The organism is Parasphingomonas zepuensis, assembly GCF_036663735.1.
In the GTDB taxonomy this organism is placed as follows: Bacteria; Pseudomonadota; Alphaproteobacteria; order Sphingomonadales; family Sphingomonadaceae; genus Sphingomonas.
Window position 1 is genome coordinate 140,476 of record NZ_JAXOJO010000002.1, and the last position, 18,552, is coordinate 159,027.

Consider the following 18,552-nt stretch of genomic DNA (forward strand, 5'->3'; position numbering starts at 1 on the left):
TGCATTTTCTCCGCGCTCAGGTGCAATGCACCGCGCTCGCCGCTATGGGCGAGTGCGTGACTGCCGACAAGGATGGGCGATGCGCGCGTTCGGTTACCTGATTGTGACGATCCTGGCCGCGCTGTTCGCGGCCGGCGGCGCGCATGCGCAATCGCCGGCGGCGCCCGGCAAGGCCAGGCATCTCGCGATGCGGCTGGTCGCCGAAACCGTCACGCCCGCCGCGGGGCAGGCAGTGACGCTGGCACTCGACACCCGGCCGGAGCCGGGCTGGCACGGCTATTGGCAGAACCCCGGCGATGCGGGCTTTCCCGCGACCCTCACTTGGGTGCTCCCCCGAGGCGTGACCGTCGGCGAACCGGTCTATCCCGTGCCGGGCACGCTGCTGATGGCCGGGCTGATGAACTATGTGTTCGAGGCGCCCTATGCGCCACTGGTGACGTTGCAGATGCCGGCCGGGCTCGCTGCCGGCACATCTTTGCCGGTCAGGCTCCACGCGCAATATCTCGTCTGCACCAAGACCCTGTGCGTGCCAGAGGAAGCGGACCTGTCGCTTGACCTGACCATCGGCGACGGCGCGGTCGCCCCGGCCGATCGGGCGCGGTTCGATGCATGGCGCAAGGCGATCCCCAAGCCGCTCGACGCGAAGGCGCAATTCCAGGCCGAGGGCGGCAAGCTGCGCATCGGCGTGCCCTATCCGGCGGATGCCCCGCTTGCGGACGCCTATTTCTTCCCGATCACAACCGGTCGCATCGATTATGCAGCACCGCAGCGCGTGACCCGAGACGGCGATCTGGTGGTGATCGAGGCCAAGGCCGGGACGGAGGCCGGGCAGGGCTCGCTCGGCGGCGTGCTGCGGATCGCGCCGGGGCAGGGGCTGATGGTGACGGCAGTTGCCGGAACCGTCGCCGCGGCGCCCGCGGGCGTGCCGGACGGCGTCTGGATCGCGACGCTGATCGCCTTTGCCGGCGCGATGCTCGGCGGGCTGATCCTCAACATCATGCCGTGCGTCTTTCCGATCCTCAGCCTCAAGGCACTGAGCCTCGCGCGCGGACATCTCGACGAACGCTCGGCGCGGCACGAGGCGCTGGCCTATGCTGCGGGGGTGATCGCGGTATGCGTGGCGCTGGGCGGCGCGATCCTCGCGCTGCGGGCGGGCGGCACCGCGGTGGGCTGGGCGTTCCAGTTGCAGGATCCGCGCGCGATCATCGTATTGCTGCTGCTGACGGTGGCGCTGGCGCTCAACCTGAGCGGGCTATTCGAGATTCCGACGCCGGGCTTCGTCAACAATGCCGGCGGCACGGGCGGCGCCTTCGCGACTGGCGCGCTCGCGGCATTCATCGCGACGCCGTGCACCGGGCCGTTCATGGGCGCGGCGCTGGGCGCGGCGCTGATCCTGCCCTGGCCCGCCGCGCTCGCCGTGTTCGCCGGGCTCGGGCTCGGTCTGGCCTTGCCGTTCCTCGCACTGGGTTTCGTGCCAGCGCTGCGGCGGCGCCTGCCGCGGCCCGGCGCCTGGATGGAGAATTTCCGCCGCTTCCTGTCGATCCCGATGTGGCTGACGGCGATCGCGCTCGTGTGGGTACTCGGGCGCCAGACCGGTGTCGATGGCATGACCCAGGGTCTGCTCGTCGCCCTGACCGCCGCGATCGTGCTGTGGGTGGCAGGGCGCCGTCAGGCGCGGGGGCTCGCTTTTGGCACGGTTGCAAGCGCGGCGCTGGTGGCAATCGTCGCGGGCGGCATCTGGCTGGCGGCGACCGCCACCCGCCCCGCCCGGGCAAGCGCGCCCGCCGTCGGCGCGGTCGAGCCGTTCAGCGAAACAAGGCTTGCCGCGCTCCGGTCTGAGGGCCGGCCAGTCTTCGCCTATTTCACGGCTGACTGGTGCCTCACCTGCAAGGTCAACGAAAAGGTCGCGATCGAAACCGAGGCAACGACATCGGCTTTTGCTGCGCACAAGGTGGCGGTGCTGGTCGGCGACTGGACTGGCGGCGATCCGGTGCTTGGTCGGTTCATCGAGGCACACAACCGCGCCGGTGTGCCGTTATATCTCTATTACGCCCCTGGCGCCGCCGCGCCCCAGGTGCTGCCGCAGGTGCTGACACCCGGCATGCTGGCGGCATTGGGCTCCTGAATTTTCCTTTCGATGGCGTGAAGAACGGCCCTTGTGCGCCGCAGCAATTCGTCGCAGCATGGAACCAGGCGGCATATGGGGGCTTTACCGTTCGATGGGGACACGACCGGCGTTTGACGAGATCATGGGGCAGAGCGGCTCGACCAGGCCGCGACCCGAACTCGCCGCGCTCGGTCGCTGGCTCGACGAGACCCCCGATGCGGAGCTGCGCCGACGCCAGCAATCGGCCGAAGCGACCTTTCGTCAGCTCGGCATCACTTTCGCAGTCTATGGCGACAGCGATGCGTCGGAACGCATCATCCCATTCGATATCGTGCCGCGCATCTTCCTGGCCGATGAATGGGCGCGGCTGTCCGAGGGGCTGGTTCAGCGCGTCGAGGCCATCAACGCGTTCCTCGACGACATCTATGGCGAGCGGAAGATCCTGAAGGCCGGCGTGCTGCCGGAGGACCTGATCTTCGGCAATCCGCAATTCCGCCCTGAAATCGCGGGCATGCGCCCGCCGCATGGTATCTGGGCGCATATTTGCGGCATCGATCTCGTCCGTACCGGGCCTGACGAATTCTTCGTGCTCGAGGATAATGCCCGCACGCCATCGGGCGTCAGCTACATGCTGGAGAATCGCGAGGCGATGTTGCGGCTCTGCCCGGAGCTGTTCCGTGAATTCCGCGTGGCTGCCGTCGACAGTTATCCGGACCGCTTGCTGGAGACGATGAAATCCGTCGCGCCGCATGGATCTGGCCAGAATCCGGTGTGCGTTGTGCTGACGCCGGGGCATTTCAACTCCGCTTATTACGAGCACAGCTTCCTGGCGGATTCGATGGGGATCGAGCTGGTCGAGGCGGCCGATCTCGTGGTCGACGACGATATCGTGTGGATGCGGACGATCGCCGGGCGCGTGAAGGTCGATGTGATCTATCGCCGGATCGACGACGATTATCTCGATCCGCTCGTCTTCCGGCCGGATTCGATGCTCGGTGTGCCCGGCCTGATTGCCGCTTATGCGGCGGGCAATGTTGCGCTGCTCAACGCACCCGGGAACGGCATCGCCGACGACAAGGCGATCTACAGCTATATGCCCGAGATCGTCCGCTTCTATTCGGACAGTGAGCCCAAGCTGCCCAATGTCGAGACCTGGCGCTGCCGCGAGCCGCAGGCGCTCAAATACGTCCTGGATAATCTGAAGGACGTGGTGGTGAAGCTGGTGGATGGTTCGGGCGGCTATGGCATGCTCGTCGGTCCGACCGCGACCAAGGCCGAGATCGAGACCTTCCGCGCCGCGCTCATCGCCGAGCCGCATCGCTATATCGCACAGCCCACCCTGGCGCTCTCGACTGTGCCGACGCTCAGCGAGGCCGGCCTTGCCCCGCGCCATGTCGATTTCCGCCCCTTCGTGCTGACCGGTTCGAAGAGCATCCAGGTCGTGCCCGGCGGCCTGACCCGGGTGGCGCTGAAGGAAGGCTCGCTGGTCGTGAATTCGTCGCAGGGCGGCGGGACCAAGGATAGTTTCGTGCTGATGGACGGCGGGAACGTGCAGGCCCAGGTGCAGACTGCGGACGGCATGAGCCAGGTACAGGGGCAGTCGTCGTGAGCGCGGCTACGCAAATCCTCCCCGAACGAGCTCGGGGAGCTATCTGATGCTCTCCCGCACTGCCTCATCGCTCTATTGGCTCGGTCGCTATATCGAGCGGGCAGATTTCATCGCGCGCCTGGTCGAGGCGACCGTGCGGCTCGACGTGCTCTCGCCGCGTCCGGCGGGCGAAGCGGCCTGGGCCAGCGCGCTGGCGGTGACGGAGACTGACGACGCCTTCGAGGCGACGGGCGAGACCATGACTCAGCAGCATGTCGCGCGGTTCCTCACGCTCGACGGAAGCCATCCCGGCTCGATCGTCCGCTGCCTCGATATGGCGCGTAACAATGCCCGCGCCGTCCGCACCGCGCTGACCCGCGAGGCCTGGACCGCGATAAACCGCGCCTGGCTGATCTTCCACAGCCGCACCAGCCCCGGGGGCGCCACCGCGACGCTCGGCCTGGTCGATGCCGTAAAGACCGAGGCGCGCGGTTTCGAAGGCGCGATCCACCGCATGCTGCGCAACCAGACGACCTGGTTCATCCGCCTCGGCCAGGCAGTCGAGCGGGCCGACAACACGGCGCGCCTGCTCGACGTAAAATATCATCTGCTGCTACCCGAGGGCGAGCGGGTGGGCGGCGTGGTCGACCGCGATCAATGGACCACGATCCTGCAGACCGTGTCGGCTGTCACTGCGTATCGCTGGCTCTATTCGGAAGGGCTGCGGCCGGCGAACGTGATCGACCTGCTGATCTCCCGCGCTGAATTGCCGCGCAGCCTCGCCGCCTCCGCCGAGGAGACGCTCGAGATTCTGAACCTGCTCGCCAAGCGCACCGGGCTGCACGGTGAGGCTGACCGGATGGCGCGGATGCGGCAGTCGCGGCTCGCCAAGACCCGGTCCGGCGAAGTCATCACCAGCGGGCTGCACCAGTATCTCCAGGCCTTCAAGGCAGAGAATGATCTGCTCCACGAGGCCATTGGCCGGCAGTTCAAATTCGGATGAGGCTCACGATAGATCACCGAACGATCTATCGTTTCTCGGTGCCGCAGGGGCGCCTCACCCAGATGCTCCGCTTGACGCCTGAGGACACGCACGATCAGACCGCCGCCGGCTGGCAATTGCATGTCGATTGCGACGCGCGGATGCGTCCCGGGCGGGACGGCTTCGGCAACCGCGTCACGATGCTCTATGTCGAGGGCCCGATCGAGCATATCGAGATTGCCGTCTCCGGCGAGGTGCTGACCAACCGTTCGAACGGCGTGGTGCACGGCACGCACGAGCCCCTGCCGCCACCCTTGTTCCTGCGCTCCACCGGCCTGACGGCGCCGAGCGAAGGGCTGGGCGCGTTCGCCGCCGAAGCGGTCGCCGCGACGGTCGACCCGGTCGAGCGGCTGCACGCCCTCAACCTCGCTTTCCACGACCGCTTCGCGCTCGATCGAAATCGGCCGGTCTCGGGGCGGAGCGCGGCCGAGGCGTTCGAGCTCGATACGGCGACCCCGCGCGATCTCGCGCAGATGTTCGCCGCGGCTGCGCGCGGGCTCGGCGTGCCGGCGCGTTATGTCTCGGGCTACAGCGTGGCGTGCAACCTGGGCGACATGTCCCCTGCGCCGCATGGCTGGGCGGAGGCATTTGTGCCGGGGCTGGGCTGGGTGGCGTTCGATCCCTGTACCGGGCTGTGCGCCGACGAGGCCTATGCGCGGGTCGCCGTGGCGCTGGATTCAGCCGGCGCCGCGCCGGTTGCTGGATCGCGGCTGGGCGAGGGCGACGAGGAGCTGGACGTCGACCTGCATGTCGGCCGTGCCAACGGGCAGGATTGATCGGTCAGCCGGTCCGGCCTGGCTGAAGTGATCGCACCGCGCGCTCGGCGGGTATCTCAGACCAGTTCGTTCGCCATCAGGACGTTCTTCTGCGCGGGCGGCGCATAGGTTGCGTCCTCGTCGGTCAGCAGCGTCCAGCCGTTCGGCCCGAGCACCTCGATCGGGCGATAGCGGGTCTTGTACGCCATCCGCTCGGAGCCCTTCACCCAATAGCCGAGATAGACATAGGGCAGGCCGATGCTGCGCGCGCGCAGGATGTGATCCATGATGATCATGTTGCCCAGGCCGGCGCGTTCCGCATGATCCGCGTCGAAGAAGCTGTAGATCATCGACAGGCCATCGGTCTGCTGGTCGGTCAGGCAGGCGCCGATCAGCCGGCCGCGCTGGCCGTCCCGCGGCGGCTCGCGATATTCGACGATGAAGCTGTTGACTGGCGAATGCTCGACCATGTCGGCATAATCGCCTTCGTCCATATCTGCCATGCCGCCGCCGGGGTGGCGCGACGCCAGATAGTGCCGCAGCAACTGATATTGCTCATCGGTGGCCCAGGCGCGGCAGGCATTGACCTCGAGATCGGCGTTGCGCCGGATCTGCTTGCGCTGGGTCGCGTTGGGCACGAAATTCGCCGCGACCACGCGGACGGAGACACAGGCAGTGCAGCCCGCGCAGCTCGGGCGGTAGGCGACCGACTGGCTGCGGCGAAAGCCGATCCGGCCCAGCGCATCGTTGAGCTCGCCCGCGTGCGGCCCGTTCAGTTCCGTGAAGACCTTTCGCTCCTGCCGCCCGGGGAGATAGGGGCAGGGCGACGGGCTGGTCACGAAGAAACGCGGAAAGCGAAATGGCGCAGTCACCGCTTCTGGTCCCCTTTCTCACCGATGCTGATGCACGGCGCGCGACCGTTATGAATCGCCAACGTCGTGATGAAAAGCCGCTTTACCATGAAAGAGGGTTAACGCATCGATTTGGGGAAGTATCGGGATTTACGCGCGGCGCATCCCGAGAACCAACATCATAGTACATTGCGCGACTCGCGACCAGAGGCGCGGGACTCGCTTCACCGCACGGGTGATTCGCTTCGTCAGGCAAGTTCGACGGGGCTGACCTCGTAACCGCCGGCGCGCAGCGCGGCCATCAGCCGGTCGAGATGCGCCTTGTCGCGCGTCTCGCACTCGATATCGGTGATCAGGCCCTTGGCGGGCAGCGTCGTGAACACGCGCTGATGATAGATTTCGATGATGTTGACGCGCTCGGCGTCGAAGATGCGCGCGACGTTGAACAGCGCGCCGGGCTGGTCCTGCAGCCTGATGCGCAGGCGCGCGAGCCGTCCCGAACGGGCGAGATCGCGCAACAGGACGTTGGCGAGCAGGCGCGTATCGATATTGCCGCCGCACAGCACGACGCCGACCGTCTTGCCGCGGAAGCGGTCGGGATAGGACAGCAGGGCGGCAAGGCCGGCGGCGCCGGCCCCTTCGACCACCGTCTTCTCGATCTGGAGCAGCAGGCTGACCGATTCCTCAAGGCTGCGCTCGCTGACCAGCACGATGTCGTCGACCAGCGCCTCGACGAAGCGGGCGGTGATCGTGCCCGGCTCCTTCACCGCGATGCCCTCGGCCAGGGTATCGCCGGCGCACGGCATGTCGGTGCCGTTGATGCGGTTGAACATGGACGGGAACAGCTCGGCCTGCACGCCGATCACCTCGATCGGATGGTCGGCCGCGCGCGCGACGGTCGCCATGCCGGAGATCAGCCCGCCGCCGCCGATCGGCGTGATGAACGTGTCGATCGCCGGCGCATCCTCGAGCATCTCGATCGCGACCGTGCCCTGGCCCGCGATAACGCGGGCATCGTCGAATGGATGGATGAAGGTATAGCCGCGCTCGGCTTCGAGCTCGCGCGCATGGGCGAAAGCCTCGTCGAAGGTGTTGCCGAACAGGATCACGGTCGCGCCGTGCCCCTCGGTCTGAGTCACTTTCACCGTGGGCGTGTTGATCGGCATCACGATGGTCGCTGGGATGCCGAGCCGGTTGGCGTGATAGGCGAGGCCCTGCGCGTGGTTGCCGGCCGAAGCCGCGATCACGCCCCTGGTCTGCGGGTTGAGCTGCAGCAGCGTGTTGAGCGCGCCGCGCTCCTTATAGGCAGCGGTGAACTGCAGATTCTCGAACTTCAGATAGACGGTCGCACCGGTCAGCTTCGACAGGGTGTGGCTGATGAAGGTCGGGGTGCGAACGATGGATGCGGCGATCCGTGCATGTGCCGCCTGGACGTCGGCCAGGGTGACGGGGAGCGGTTCTGCGGCGGGGAGCGGTTCGGTAGCCATAAGCGCGCGGACTAGGCGTTGAATCCGATGGCCGCAATGGCCGTTACGGCACGCACCATGCGCCAGTATCGCGCGCGACATATCTGGCGCGTCGGGAAAACACCCCGTATCGCGGGCGGCATGACCAATATCGCATTCATCGGAACCGGGGTGATGGGCGCGCCGATGGCGGGCCACCTCGCCGCTGCCGGCCACACCGTCACCGTCTATAATCGCTCACGCACCAAGGCCGATGCCTGGGCGGCAAAACATGGCGGAGCGGTCGCCGCGACGCCGGCCGAGGCCGCGGCCGGAAAGGATGCCGTGTTCAGCTGCGTCGGCAATGACGACGATCTGGCCGAGGTGACGCTGGGCGCCGACGGCGCGTTTGCGGCCATGGCGCCGGGCGCGCTGTTCGTCGATCATACCACCGTATCGGCGAAGATCGCCCGGCGGCTGGCGGAAGCGGGCGAAGCCAAAGGCCTGCTCGTCGTCGATGCGCCAGTCTCGGGCGGGCAGGCAGGCGCCGAGAACGGCAAGCTCTCGATCATGTGCGGCGGCAGCGCGGCCGCGATGGCGGTCGCCGAGCCGCTGATGCAGGCCTATGCGCTGCGCATCGTCCACATCGGCGACGCGGGCGCCGGGCAGACGACCAAGATGGTCAATCAGATCGCGCTCGCCGCCGCGGTGCAGGGCATTGCCGAGGCGCTGCGCTTCGCCCAGGCAAGTGGGCTGGACACCGACAAGGTGTTCGAGGCGGTTTCGGGTGGCGCCGCGTCGAGCTGGCAGATGGTCAATCGCTGGGAAACGATGAGCCAGGACAAGTTCGATTTCGGCTTCGCGGTCGATTGGATGCGCAAGGATCTCGGCCTCACGCTCGACGAGGCGAAGCGCAACGGCGCGTCGCTGCCGGTGACCGCGCTTGTCGATCAATTCTATGCCGATGTGCAGAAGATGGGCGGCGGCCGCAACGACACGAGCTCGCTGATCCGCAGGTTGCCGCGGTGAGATTGCTCCTCGCGGCCGCAACGGTCCTGCTGACGGCCACTCCGGCGCTGGCCGATTCGCTGGTCGATAACGTCACTGGCATGACGCTCGACAAGGACGGCAAGGTTGTCCATTTCAATGGCCTGCTGATGACGCCCGACGGCAAGGTCGTCCGACTGCTCCAGCCGAACGACAAGCGGCCGGAAAAGCTCGATTGGCGCGCCGACATGAAGGGCAAGGTGCTCCTTCCCGGCTTCATCGACGCGCATGGCCATGTGATGGACCTCGGCTTTCGCGATGTTGAGCTCGATCTGTCGGGGACGAAGTCGCTCGACGAGGCGATGGCGAAGATCGCTGCCTATGTCGCGGCCAATCCCGAACGGAAATGGATTCTCGGTGGCGGCTGGAACCAGGAAGTCTGGGGCCTCGGCCGCTTCCCGACCGCGGCCGATCTCGATGCAGTGGTCAGCGACCGGCCGGTATGGCTGGCGCGTGCCGACGGCCATGCGAGCTGGGCGAACAGCGCGGCGATGAAGGCGGCGGGCATCACCGCGAAAAGCGTTTCTCCCGCGGGCGGGCGGATCGAAAAGACCGGTACCATCCCCAACGGCGTGTTCGTCGATTCGGCGATGGCGCTGGTCGCTAAGGCCGTGCCGCAGCCTTTGCCCAAGGATCGCGACGCTGCCTTTCTAAAGGCGCAGGCGACTCTGCTCAGCCTTGGCATCACCGCGACCGCCGATATGGGCACCAGCCTCGACGACTGGCTCAGCTATCGCCGCGCGGGCGATACGGGTGCGCTGCGCATCCGGATCATGAGCTATAGCGCCGGCGTCGAGACGGCGGTGCGCATCGGCGGTGCCGGGCCTACCGGCTGGCTCTATGCCGATCGGCTGCGCATGGGTGGCGTGAAGCTCTATGCCGACGGCGCGCTGGGATCGCGCGGGGCATGGCTCAAGGCGCCGTACAGTGACGTGCCCAAGGAGTCCGGCCTCGGCTTCATGGCCGATGACGTGATCCGCAACCTGATGAGCCGCGCGGCAATGGATAATTATCAGGTCGCCGTCCATGCGATAGGCGACAAGGCCAATGCGCAGGTGCTCGACGCGATCGAGGAATTGTCCGAGACGTATAAGGGCGATCGTCGCTGGCGCATCGAACATGCCCAGATCGTCGATCCGGCCGATCTGCCGCGCTTCGGGAAACACGGTACGATCGCCTCTATGCAGCCGGTTCACCAGACATCGGACCGGACCATGGCCGAGGCCCGGCTCGGGCCGGACCGGCTCGGCGGCGCCTATGCCTGGGCCTCGATGCTGAAGAACGGATCGGTCCTGGCGTTCGGATCGGACTATCCGGTCGAAAGCCCGGATCCGTTCGCCGGCTGGGCGGCAGCGTTCACGCGGCAGGATGCGACCGGGCAGCCCTTTGGCGGCTGGCGCCCGGAGGAACGCGTGACGCGCGAGCAGGCCTGGTGGGCCTTCACCGGCGGTGCTGCCTATGCCGGTTTCGCCGAGGAGAAATTCGGCCGTCTTGCACCCGGCCAGCGTGCCGACTTCATCATCGTCGATCGCGATCCGTTGCTGGCGAGCCCAAGCGATCTGCGGGCGACCAAAGTCCAGGAGACCTGGGTGGGCGGGCACAAGGAGTGGGTGCGGAAATAGGGCCGTGCTCGCCGACCGACAGGCCGGATCGCCCCCTCCACAAAGAAACGGCCGCGGCACCCACCGGTACCGCGGCCTGATTGTCCGGCATTAGCGAGGAGAAGGCGTCAGGCGACTTCGGATACCGGCGCCTCGACCTCGTCCGGATCGCGCAGCACGTAACCGCGGCCCCAGACGGTCTCGATATAATTCTCGCCTTCGCAGGCCATGCTCAGCTTCTTGCGCAGCTTGCAGATGAACACGTCGATGATCTTCAGCTCGGGCTCGTCCATCCCGCCATAGAGATGGTTGAGGAACATTTCCTTGGTCAGCGTCGTGCCCTTGCGCAGCGAGAGCAGCTCGAGCATCGCATATTCCTTGCCGGTCAGGTGGACCCGGCTGCCGTCGACCTCGACCGTCTTGGCATCGAGGTTCACCGCCAGCTTGCCGGTGCGGATGACCGACTGGCTATGGCCCTTGGAGCGGCGGACCACGGCGTGGATTCGCGCGGTCAGTTCCTCGCGGTGGAACGGCTTGGTGACATAATCGTCGGCGCCGAAGCCGAAGCTGCGGACCTTGGAATCCATCTCGTTGATGCCTGAAAGGATCAGCACCGGCGTTTGTACGCGGGCGACCCGGAGTTTCTTGAGCACTTCATAACCATGCATGTCGGGCAGGTTCAGATCGAGCAGGATGATATCGTAATCATAGAGCTTGCCCAGATCGAGGCCTTCCTCGCCCAGATCGGTCGTATAGACGTTGAAGCCTTCGGTCGTGAGCATCAGCTCGATCGCCTTGGCAGTCGTCGGCTCGTCCTCGATCAGCAGCACGCGCATGTGGCAGTTCCCCCGTCGCTTACAGCGCTCGACCCCCCTCAGGTTCGATGCACCCTGCACAAACTATTAACCTGTCAGGGCATGATGGCAAAAGGTTAATTCTTCGCTAACCGGCCTGAATCCACGAGTCGCGAGGGGTGACTCGGCCCGAAAGATAGCTTGGCATATAATTTCAGGCCGCAGCCGCAGCATCGCGGGCGCAGATGTTGCGGAACCGCTCGGTGAGGAAAGAGATCAGCGCCTCGACCCGTGCTGGTCGCAGATTGCCCGGCGGTGTGAGCAGGTGCAGCGCGATCGGCGGGCTGTGCCACTCGGTCAGGATGGCCTCCAATGTGCCCGCCGCCAGATCGCCGCCGACGATGAAATCGGGCAGCATGCCGATCCCCAGCCCGGTCCGCAGCGCCGGCAGCAGGGCATCGCCGCTGTTCGATCGCAACGGCCCCGCCGGCCGCACTGCAACCTCGGCGCCGCCGGGCCCGAGGAAGCGCCACGGGCCGGTGACGTTGGTATAGCCGAGGCAGGCATGCTCGCCGAGCTGGGCCGGATGAGTCGGCCGGCCCTGCTTTTCGAGATAGGCGGGCGCGGCGACCAGATGAGTCGCGATCGGCCCGAGCCGCCGCGCGCGCAGCGAGCTGTCGGGCAGGTCGGCGATGCGCAGCGCAACGTCGATGCCCTCCGCGACGATATCCACCTTGGCGTCGGACAGATGCAGATCGATCTCGATGCCGGGATGCTCGGCGAGGAATTCGGCGATCGCCGGGGTCAGGCTGATCAGCCCGAGGGTCATCGGCGCGGTCACGCGGATCAGGCCGGTTGGGGCGGTCGCCGCGTCATGCGCGGCTTCCTCGGCGGCGATCGCCTCGGCCAGGATCCGCGCGGCATGTTCAGACAGGCTCCGGCCGCTTTCGGTCAGGGTCAGGCGGCGCGACGTGCGATGGAACAGCGACTGACCGAGATGCGCCTCGAGCCGGGTGACGGCTTTCGATACGGTCGCCTTGGAAACCCCGATCGCGTCGGCCGCGCCGCTGAACGACCGGTGCTCAACGACGGAGGCGAAGATCGCCCAGGCTTCGAGATCCGGCAGACGCATGCATTCCTCCCCGATGTCGTTGACGACTTAACACTGGAAACGATCGGTTTCCAGCGTTTCCATTTACGTCGTGATCCAAATGCTTATCTTGGCGGCAACAAGGAGACACAGCATGATCGAGAAAAGATCGTTCGAGAGCCTGGGCCATGCCGATCACGGCTGGCTCAACGCCCGCCACCATTTCAGCTTCGCCAATTATTATGATCCCGCCCGCATGGGCTGGGGCGCGATCCGTGTCTGGAACGATGACGAGATCGGGCCGAACTCCGGATTCCCGGCGCATCCGCACCGCGACATGGAGATCATCACCTATGTCCGCAAAGGGGCCATCACCCACAAGGATTCGATGGGTAATGAAGGCCGCACCGGCGCTGGCGACGTGCAGGTGATGAGCGCCGGCACCGGCGTGCGCCATGCCGAATATAACCTCGAGCCCGAGACGACGACGCTCTTCCAGATCTGGATCGAGCCGAAGCGGACCGGCGGATCGCCGAGCTGGGGCGCCAAGCCCTTCCCGAAGAGCGATCGCAGCGGCCGGTTCGCCGTGCTGGCGAGCGGCTTTGCCGAGGACAAGGACGCCCTGCCGATCCGTGCCGATGCCCGGGTGCTCGGCGCGACGGTTAAGGCCGGCGAGACGATTACGCACAGCGTGGGGGAGGGGCGCCACGCCTATCTCGTCCCGGCGACCGGTGCGATCGAGATTGACGGCCAGGCCTTCAAGGCACGTGATGGCGTCGCGATCGGCGGCGGCCAGACCGTCGAGATCAAGGCGATCGAAGACACCGAACTGGTGCTCGTCGACTCCGAATGACCGAGTTCCTGTCCCGCCCCGTCCCCCCGGGGCGGGAACAGGCCGGGGGCGGGCTTTCGTCCTCCCCGAACGCCCGGCAGATCGCTGCCGGGCACCCGCCCCCGGATTTTTCCCTTTTTCGATTCCCGTAACCACCAAAGGAGACTGCAATGTCCAAGGTCCTCGTGCTCTATTACTCGTCCTATGGTCATATCGAGCAGATGGCTGACGCCGTCGCCGAGGGTGCCCGTTCGGCCGGCGCCACCGTCGACATCCGCCGCGTGCCCGAAACCGCGCCGGCCGAAGTGGTCAAGGCAGCCGGCTTCAAGGCAGACACCGCGCATCCCGTGATCGAGAGCGTCGAGGCATTGGCCGATTACGATGCGATCATCATCGGTGCGCCGACTCGCTTCGGTCGCATGCCCAGCCAGATGGCGTCCTTCCTCGATCAGGCCGGCGGCCTGTGGTTCCGCGGTGCGCTCAACGGCAAGGTCGGCGGCGCCTTCACCTCGACGGCGAGCCAGCATGGTGGCCAGGAGACGACGCTCTTCTCGATCATCACCAATCTGCTGCATTTCGGCCTGACCATCGTCGGCCTCGATTATGGCTTCACCGGCCAGATGGGCGTGCAGGAAGTGCACGGCAATTCGCCTTACGGCGCGACGACCATCGCCGACGGCGACGGCAGCCGCCAGCCGAGCGCACCCGAACTTGACGGTGCTCGCTATCAGGGCCGCCGGATCGCCGAAGTCGCGGCCAAGCTCGCCGCCTGATACACTTGTGATCGATGAAGGGCATCCGCGGTCAATCCGCGGGTGCCCTTTTTCATGCCTGAGACGGACCTGCCACGACGCCGGGGATCAGCCCCAGAGAAACATGCTAGGCCAGACCAGCGGGATCGGCAGCACCAGCGGCGCTGGCGTCGCATGAGCAGTCTGGATCGGCGGCGGATCGATCATCGGGCGAGCCGGGAAACGCATTCGCGCCCGCGCGAAAACCTGTCGTGCCTGCATCGCCCCAGGCGCACGGGCGGACCGGCCGACCCAGCGCCAGTGCCACGGCTCCCACGTCACTTTCTGGGCATTGCCCGCCGGGAAGGACAGTTCGAACCCGAAATCGCGCGCATGCGCCATCAGCCACCGGCCGGCGGGGGTGGCTGCCATGCACTGCTCGAGGTCCCGGCAACCCGGCGCTGGCCTAACGCCGAAATCGATCGCATAGCCGGTGGCATGTTCGCTGAAGCCTGGCGGCCCGACCGAGTGCGCGCGCTGAATCGCGTTGCGGCAGGCATCGCCGGGCACGCCATCTCGACAGAAAACGGCACGCTGGCGCGCCACTGCGCGGTAGCAGGAGACGCCTTTGAGCTGGTGCGCGATCCCCGGCGTGGCGTTGGCGGTTTCGATCAGCTGCGTCAGATCCGCCGCCGCATCCCGCTGCAGCCGGCACGGCGCGCCCAGGGCAAAGCCCGGCGATGCAACTGTCGTCAGCTCGCTTGGCGGCACTTCGGCATAGGGCAGGTGCCCGAGCAGCCGCCCATCGGCGTCCGGAATGCCGATCCCGCCGGGCATTGGCGCGGCGAGGGCAGTGCCGGGTGACGTCGTGCCGGCAAACGCGGGCGCGGGCATCAGCCAGGTCGCCGCCAGCATCCCGATCGCCTGCTGTGCAGTCAGCTTCACATAGCGTCCCTCTGGCCTGCGCGTGCGCGGAGTGGCAAGGACGTCCAATGCTCGTAAACCATGTCCTGTTCCTCGACGGCGAAGCAATCGTCATCGACAAGCCCGCCGGCCTCCCGGTCGACCGTCCCCGCGACGGCTCGATCAGCCTTGAAAACCACCTGGAAAGCCTGGCCTTCGGCTTTCGCCGCTGGCCGCAGGCCGTTCACCGGCTCGATCGCGATACGTCGGGCTGCCTGTTGCTGTCGCGCAATCCCAAGGCGCATGCGCGCTTCCACCACGCCTTCGAGGAAGGAAGCGTGGAGAAACGCTATCTCGCCGTGCTTGAGGGCGTGGTCGAGGGTGAAAGCGGGCTGATCGATCTGGCGCTGTCAAAGGTCAGCACCGCCGAGACCGGCTGGCGGATGAAGGGCGATCCGAAGGGCAAGCCCTCGCGCACGGCCTGGCGCGTGCTCGCGGTGCGGGACGGGCGCAGCTTCGTCGAATTCAGGCCCGAGACCGGCCGCACCCACCAGATCCGGGTCCATGCGGCCGAGGCGCTTGGTGCACCGGTGGTCGGCGATCCGGTCTATGGGGACGGCGTCGGCGAAAGCCTTCTCCACGCTGCATCCCTGCTGGTCCCACGCGCGGGCAAGGACCCGATCAAGGCCGAGGCGCCGCTGCCCGAACGCTTCTTGAAGGCAGGTTTCGGCCAGGACCTGCCCGTCCCGGAAAGCGCAGGCTAGCGCATTTCGACTTGGCTAGATCCATCCACCCCGTTCGGGCTGAGCTCGTCGAAGCCCCGCTCTTCTCTCTTGGAAAGACAGAACAGCCCTTCGACAAGCTCAGGGCGAGCGGGGAGAGGCAGTTCCAGCCAACCGAGTTCTGCTCTAATCGACCGGCTTGCCGCGCAGGCTTTTCACGGTCGAGCGTTTCGCCTTGCCCTCCATCCGGCGGGCCTTGGCGGCCTTGGACGGCTTGGTCGGGCGGCGCTTCTTCGGCACGATCGTCGCCTCGCGGATCAGCGCCAGCAATCGCTCGCGGACTTCCTGCCGGTTGAGCAGTTGCGATCGCGCGCCTTCGCTCTTGAGCACCAGGATGCCGTCCCGCGTCAGGCGGCTCCCGGCCAGTGCCTCGAGTCGCGTCTTCACTGCCTCGGGAAGGTTGGGCGAATTGCGCACGTCGAAGCGCAGCATGACCGCGGAATCGGTCGTGTTCACCGATTGCCCTCCCGGACCGGAAGAGCGGGCGAAGCTCTCCTCGATCTCATCGGCATCGATCGCGATCGAACGGGTGACGGGGATCATCGGCATCGGATGACCTATCTCAGGGACGGGGCCGTCGGACAATGGGTCGCTGGCGGTTGCGGATACCCTGTCCTACATAGCGGCCCCGGCCTGTGCCGGTACGACGAGGATGTTGATGTACGATTTTGCCATCGCCGGGGATTCGAAGGCCGAACTCTACCGCGACCTTAACGCCGCGCTCGACGCGCTCACGGCCGACGAGCCGGACGCGATCGCCAACATGGCGAACGCGGCGGCACTGCTGTGGCAATATCTGCCCGATCTCAACTGGGCGGGTTTCTACCGGCTGGTCGGCGATGAACTGGTGCTTGGCCCGTTTCAAGGCAAGCCGGCCTGTATCCGCATCGCGATCGGCGCTGGCGTCTGCGGCGCGGCCGCCGCGAGCCGCGAGACTCAGCTGGTCGAGGACGTCCACGCCTTTCCTGGTCATATCGCCTGCGATGCGGCGAGCCGGTCCGAACTGGTGGTGCCGATCCTGCATGAGGGGCGGCTGCTCGGCGTGCTCGATCTCGATAGTCCCAGCGCCGCGCGCTTCGATGTCGAGGATGCCGCCGGATGCGCCGCCCTGGTCCGCCTGCTCGCGCCGCGCATCGCCGGCTGATCGCGGCCGCTACGGCCCGGCGAAGGTGACGAGGCTCTCCGCGCCGTCCGGCCCCAGCGACGAGACACCGACGAAATTATCGTCGACGGGCACGCCCTTCAGCACCTCGGTCAGGGCCGGTGCCGGCACGTCGATCGATTTCTGCCAGTCCTGCGCATCGTTGCGCCGCCAGTGGAGGCGATAGCCGGTGGCACCTTCGACCGGCTGCCACTTCACCGTCGTGTCATAGCCAAGCGCCCCGGAGATGGTGACGTCCGCCGGCGCAGCCGGAGCCGCGGCGAGGCGGCGGATCGTTGCGACATTGATCGCGGTCACCTTGGCCAGATAGGCGAAGTCCATCTTGTCGATCGTGTCGCCATAGACGATCCCGTTTTCGGTTCGCAGGTCCTGGTGCTGCCCCTTCCAGTTCTCGGCGGCGACGGTGAAGCGGATCGCCGGATAGCCCAGCGCCAGGAACGGGCTATGGTCGCCGCCGCGGCCGAAGCGGTCGGGCCGCCGGTCGACGAACACGTCGATCCCGCCCTTGATCTTGCCCGCGATCCCGTCGACGGCCTTGGCCAGCGCGCGCGACGCGCCGTCGTCCTCGCCGCCATTCTGCCGGCGCTTCAGCAGGGTCGGCAGGTCCTCCGCCGCGCCGATCCCTTCGGAAAAGACCCGCACCCTGTCGGCGACACGAACGCCGTCCTGGCCGATCGTGTTGCCGACGATGTCGTTGTTGAGCATTGCCGAGACGGTCCAGTTCCGCTGCTTGGCCGTCTCGGCCAGCAGCGTGCCGCCCCACAATCCCTGCTCCTCGCCCGAGAAGAGCGCATAGACGATCGTCGCGCGGAATTTCTGTTTGGATAAAATTCGCGCGGCCTCGAGCACCAGCGCCACGCCCGAACCATTGTCGTTCGCGCCCGGCGCATCGCTGGTCGCGTTCATCACATCGCTGACCCGGCTGTCGATATGCGCGCCGATGATGATCACGCGGCGCGGCTCGGTGCCCTGCTGAAATCCGAGCACATCGACGATCTCGATGCCGTTCGGCGCGCGCGGGCCGGTGAAGGTTCGCGCGATATTGGCGCTTTCGATGCAGCCGTCGCACCGATCGGAGATGCGCGTCAGTTCGCCCGCCGCCCAACGCCGCGCCGCGCCGATGCCGCGCACCGGGTCCTCGGTGTCGGAAAGGCTGTGCCGCGTGCCGAAGCTGACCAGCTTCTCGACCGTGGCCTTGAGCCGCGCCGGATCGGGCGTCTCCTGCGCGGCGGCGGGGGTGGCGAGGAGGAGGGCGAGCGGGATGAGGCGATACATGCGCCGATGGTGACGGGGAGAGGGGCCGCCTTCAACCCCTCATCCGCCGCGGAAGCCCGGCATGGTCGGAAAGACCCGTCCCGAATCAGCTCAACCGGTCGATCGCCTCGCGGTCGAGCGATCCGGGAATGATCATCAGCGGAATCGGCAGCATGCCACCATCGGCGCTGGCGAAATGGGCCACCAGCGGCCCCGGCGCGCCGGTGGCGGCAGCGCCCAGCACCAAAGCCGCGATATCGGGGTTGGCCGCGATCATCTCGCGGATGATCTTCGGGCCCTCGCCCTGCCGCACGGTGATCGATGGCCTGAGCCCTGATTCCTCGAGCAAGGTCCCCGCCGCCCCGGCGACGAGCGCCTCGGCATGGATTCGCGCTTCATCCTCGATCGTCGCCTGAACGCCGCCGAAGGCGACGAACTCGGCGGGCGGTATCAGGGTGAGGATCTCGACGCCGCCGCCGGTCTTCACCGCGCGCCGCGCGGCAAAGCGCAAAGCGATCTCGCTTTCCGGATTCTCGTCGATCACGACCAGATAGATACGCATGTGGCT

At 66.7% G+C, this 18,552-nt stretch carries 18 protein-coding genes; 10 read left to right on the forward strand and 8 right to left on the reverse strand.

Going from position 1 to position 18,552, the window contains the following annotated elements; genetic code table 11:
- The first annotated feature begins 79 nt into the window (after positions 1-79).
- The 4 genes from U1769_RS07195 to U1769_RS07210 all read left to right on the forward strand — a co-directional run bounded on the left by U1769_RS07195 (position 80) and on the right by U1769_RS07210 (position 5,513).
- The gene (locus U1769_RS07195) at positions 80-2,125 is read left to right on the forward strand and encodes a protein-disulfide reductase DsbD family protein (RefSeq protein WP_332714136.1); all 2,046 of its coding nucleotides are present in this window, start codon (positions 80-82) and stop codon (positions 2,123-2,125) included.
- Between the two features lie 94 nt (positions 2,126-2,219).
- Entirely contained in the window at positions 2,220-3,716 is a 1,497-nt protein-coding gene (locus U1769_RS07200) for a circularly permuted type 2 ATP-grasp protein (protein ID WP_332714138.1), read from the forward strand.
- A gap of 46 nt (positions 3,717-3,762) precedes the next feature.
- Positions 3,763-4,698 carry an alpha-E domain-containing protein gene (locus U1769_RS07205; protein WP_332714141.1) on the forward strand — a complete coding sequence of 312 codons (936 nt, stop codon included), beginning with the start codon at positions 3,763-3,765 and terminating at the stop codon, positions 4,696-4,698.
- Entirely contained in the window at positions 4,695-5,513 is an 819-nt protein-coding gene (locus U1769_RS07210; RefSeq protein WP_332714144.1) for a transglutaminase family protein, read from the forward strand. Before U1769_RS07205 ends, U1769_RS07210 begins: the two co-directional genes overlap by 4 nt.
- A 56-nt stretch (positions 5,514-5,569) precedes the next feature.
- Here U1769_RS07210 and U1769_RS07215 read toward each other — a convergent pair whose 3' ends face one another.
- Complete coding sequence (locus tag U1769_RS07215) at positions 5,570-6,364, reverse strand: arginyltransferase (protein WP_332714146.1); 795 nt, start codon at positions 6,362-6,364, stop codon at positions 5,570-5,572.
- 227 nt (positions 6,365-6,591) lie between these two features.
- Positions 6,592-7,830 (reverse strand): threonine ammonia-lyase, encoded by a 1,239-nt coding sequence (locus tag U1769_RS07220; protein ID WP_332714148.1) that lies wholly within the window; start codon positions 7,828-7,830, stop codon positions 6,592-6,594.
- A gap of 120 nt (positions 7,831-7,950) precedes the next feature.
- On the opposite strand from U1769_RS07220, the gene U1769_RS07225 reads away from it, so the two are divergent.
- Both U1769_RS07225 and U1769_RS07230 read left to right on the forward strand, forming a co-directional pair.
- Positions 7,951-8,817 carry an NAD(P)-dependent oxidoreductase gene (locus U1769_RS07225; protein WP_332714150.1) on the forward strand — a complete coding sequence of 289 codons (867 nt, stop codon included), beginning with the start codon at positions 7,951-7,953 and terminating at the stop codon, positions 8,815-8,817.
- A complete protein-coding gene (locus U1769_RS07230; protein WP_332714152.1) occupies positions 8,814-10,457 on the forward strand; it encodes an amidohydrolase in 1,644 nt (547 codons plus the stop codon). The genes U1769_RS07225 and U1769_RS07230 overlap by 4 nt, the downstream gene beginning before the upstream one ends.
- Positions 10,458-10,564: 107 nt before the next feature.
- Here the strand turns inward: U1769_RS07230 and ctrA are convergent, their stop codons facing one another.
- Both ctrA and U1769_RS07240 read right to left on the reverse strand, forming a co-directional pair.
- Entirely contained in the window at positions 10,565-11,272 is a 708-nt protein-coding gene (gene ctrA, locus U1769_RS07235; protein WP_332714153.1) for a response regulator transcription factor CtrA, read from the reverse strand.
- Between the two features lie 172 nt (positions 11,273-11,444).
- Complete coding sequence (locus U1769_RS07240; RefSeq protein WP_332714155.1) at positions 11,445-12,362, reverse strand: LysR family transcriptional regulator; 918 nt, start codon at positions 12,360-12,362, stop codon at positions 11,445-11,447.
- Positions 12,363-12,474: 112 nt separating this feature from the next.
- Here U1769_RS07240 and U1769_RS07245 point away from each other — a divergent pair, with 112 nt between their 5' ends.
- Entirely contained in the window at positions 12,475-13,173 is a 699-nt protein-coding gene (locus U1769_RS07245) for a pirin family protein (protein ID WP_332714156.1), read from the forward strand.
- Positions 13,174-13,322: 149 nt separating this feature from the next.
- Positions 13,323-13,925 carry an NAD(P)H:quinone oxidoreductase gene (gene wrbA / locus U1769_RS07250; protein WP_332714158.1) on the forward strand — a complete coding sequence of 201 codons (603 nt, stop codon included), beginning with the start codon at positions 13,323-13,325 and terminating at the stop codon, positions 13,923-13,925.
- An 87-nt stretch (positions 13,926-14,012) separates the two neighbouring features.
- Here the strand turns inward: wrbA and U1769_RS07255 are convergent, their stop codons facing one another.
- Complete coding sequence (locus U1769_RS07255; RefSeq protein ID WP_332714160.1) at positions 14,013-14,828, reverse strand: M15 family metallopeptidase; 816 nt, start codon at positions 14,826-14,828, stop codon at positions 14,013-14,015.
- A 47-nt stretch (positions 14,829-14,875) separates the two neighbouring features.
- On the opposite strand from U1769_RS07255, the gene U1769_RS07260 reads away from it, so the two are divergent.
- Complete coding sequence (locus U1769_RS07260; RefSeq protein WP_332714163.1) at positions 14,876-15,550, forward strand: RluA family pseudouridine synthase; 675 nt, start codon at positions 14,876-14,878, stop codon at positions 15,548-15,550.
- Between the two features lie 144 nt (positions 15,551-15,694).
- Here the strand turns inward: U1769_RS07260 and arfB are convergent, their stop codons facing one another.
- Complete coding sequence (gene arfB / locus U1769_RS07265) at positions 15,695-16,117, reverse strand: alternative ribosome rescue aminoacyl-tRNA hydrolase ArfB (RefSeq protein ID WP_332714166.1); 423 nt, start codon at positions 16,115-16,117, stop codon at positions 15,695-15,697.
- Between the two features lie 109 nt (positions 16,118-16,226).
- On the opposite strand from arfB, the gene msrC reads away from it, so the two are divergent.
- Positions 16,227-16,712: a free L-methionine (R)-S-oxide reductase MsrC gene (gene msrC / locus U1769_RS07270; RefSeq protein ID WP_332714169.1), complete on the forward strand. Its 486-nt coding sequence runs from the start codon at positions 16,227-16,229 to the stop codon at positions 16,710-16,712.
- Between the two features lie 9 nt (positions 16,713-16,721).
- On the opposite strand, the gene U1769_RS07275 is transcribed toward msrC, so the two are convergent.
- Positions 16,722-18,005, reverse strand: coding sequence for a M20/M25/M40 family metallo-hydrolase (locus tag U1769_RS07275; RefSeq protein WP_332714172.1), 1,284 nt, complete (start codon positions 18,003-18,005; stop codon positions 16,722-16,724).
- Between the two features lie 85 nt (positions 18,006-18,090).
- Positions 18,091-18,546: a universal stress protein gene (locus U1769_RS07280; protein ID WP_332714175.1), complete on the reverse strand. Its 456-nt coding sequence runs from the start codon at positions 18,544-18,546 to the stop codon at positions 18,091-18,093.
- Positions 18,547-18,552 lie beyond the last annotated feature (6 nt).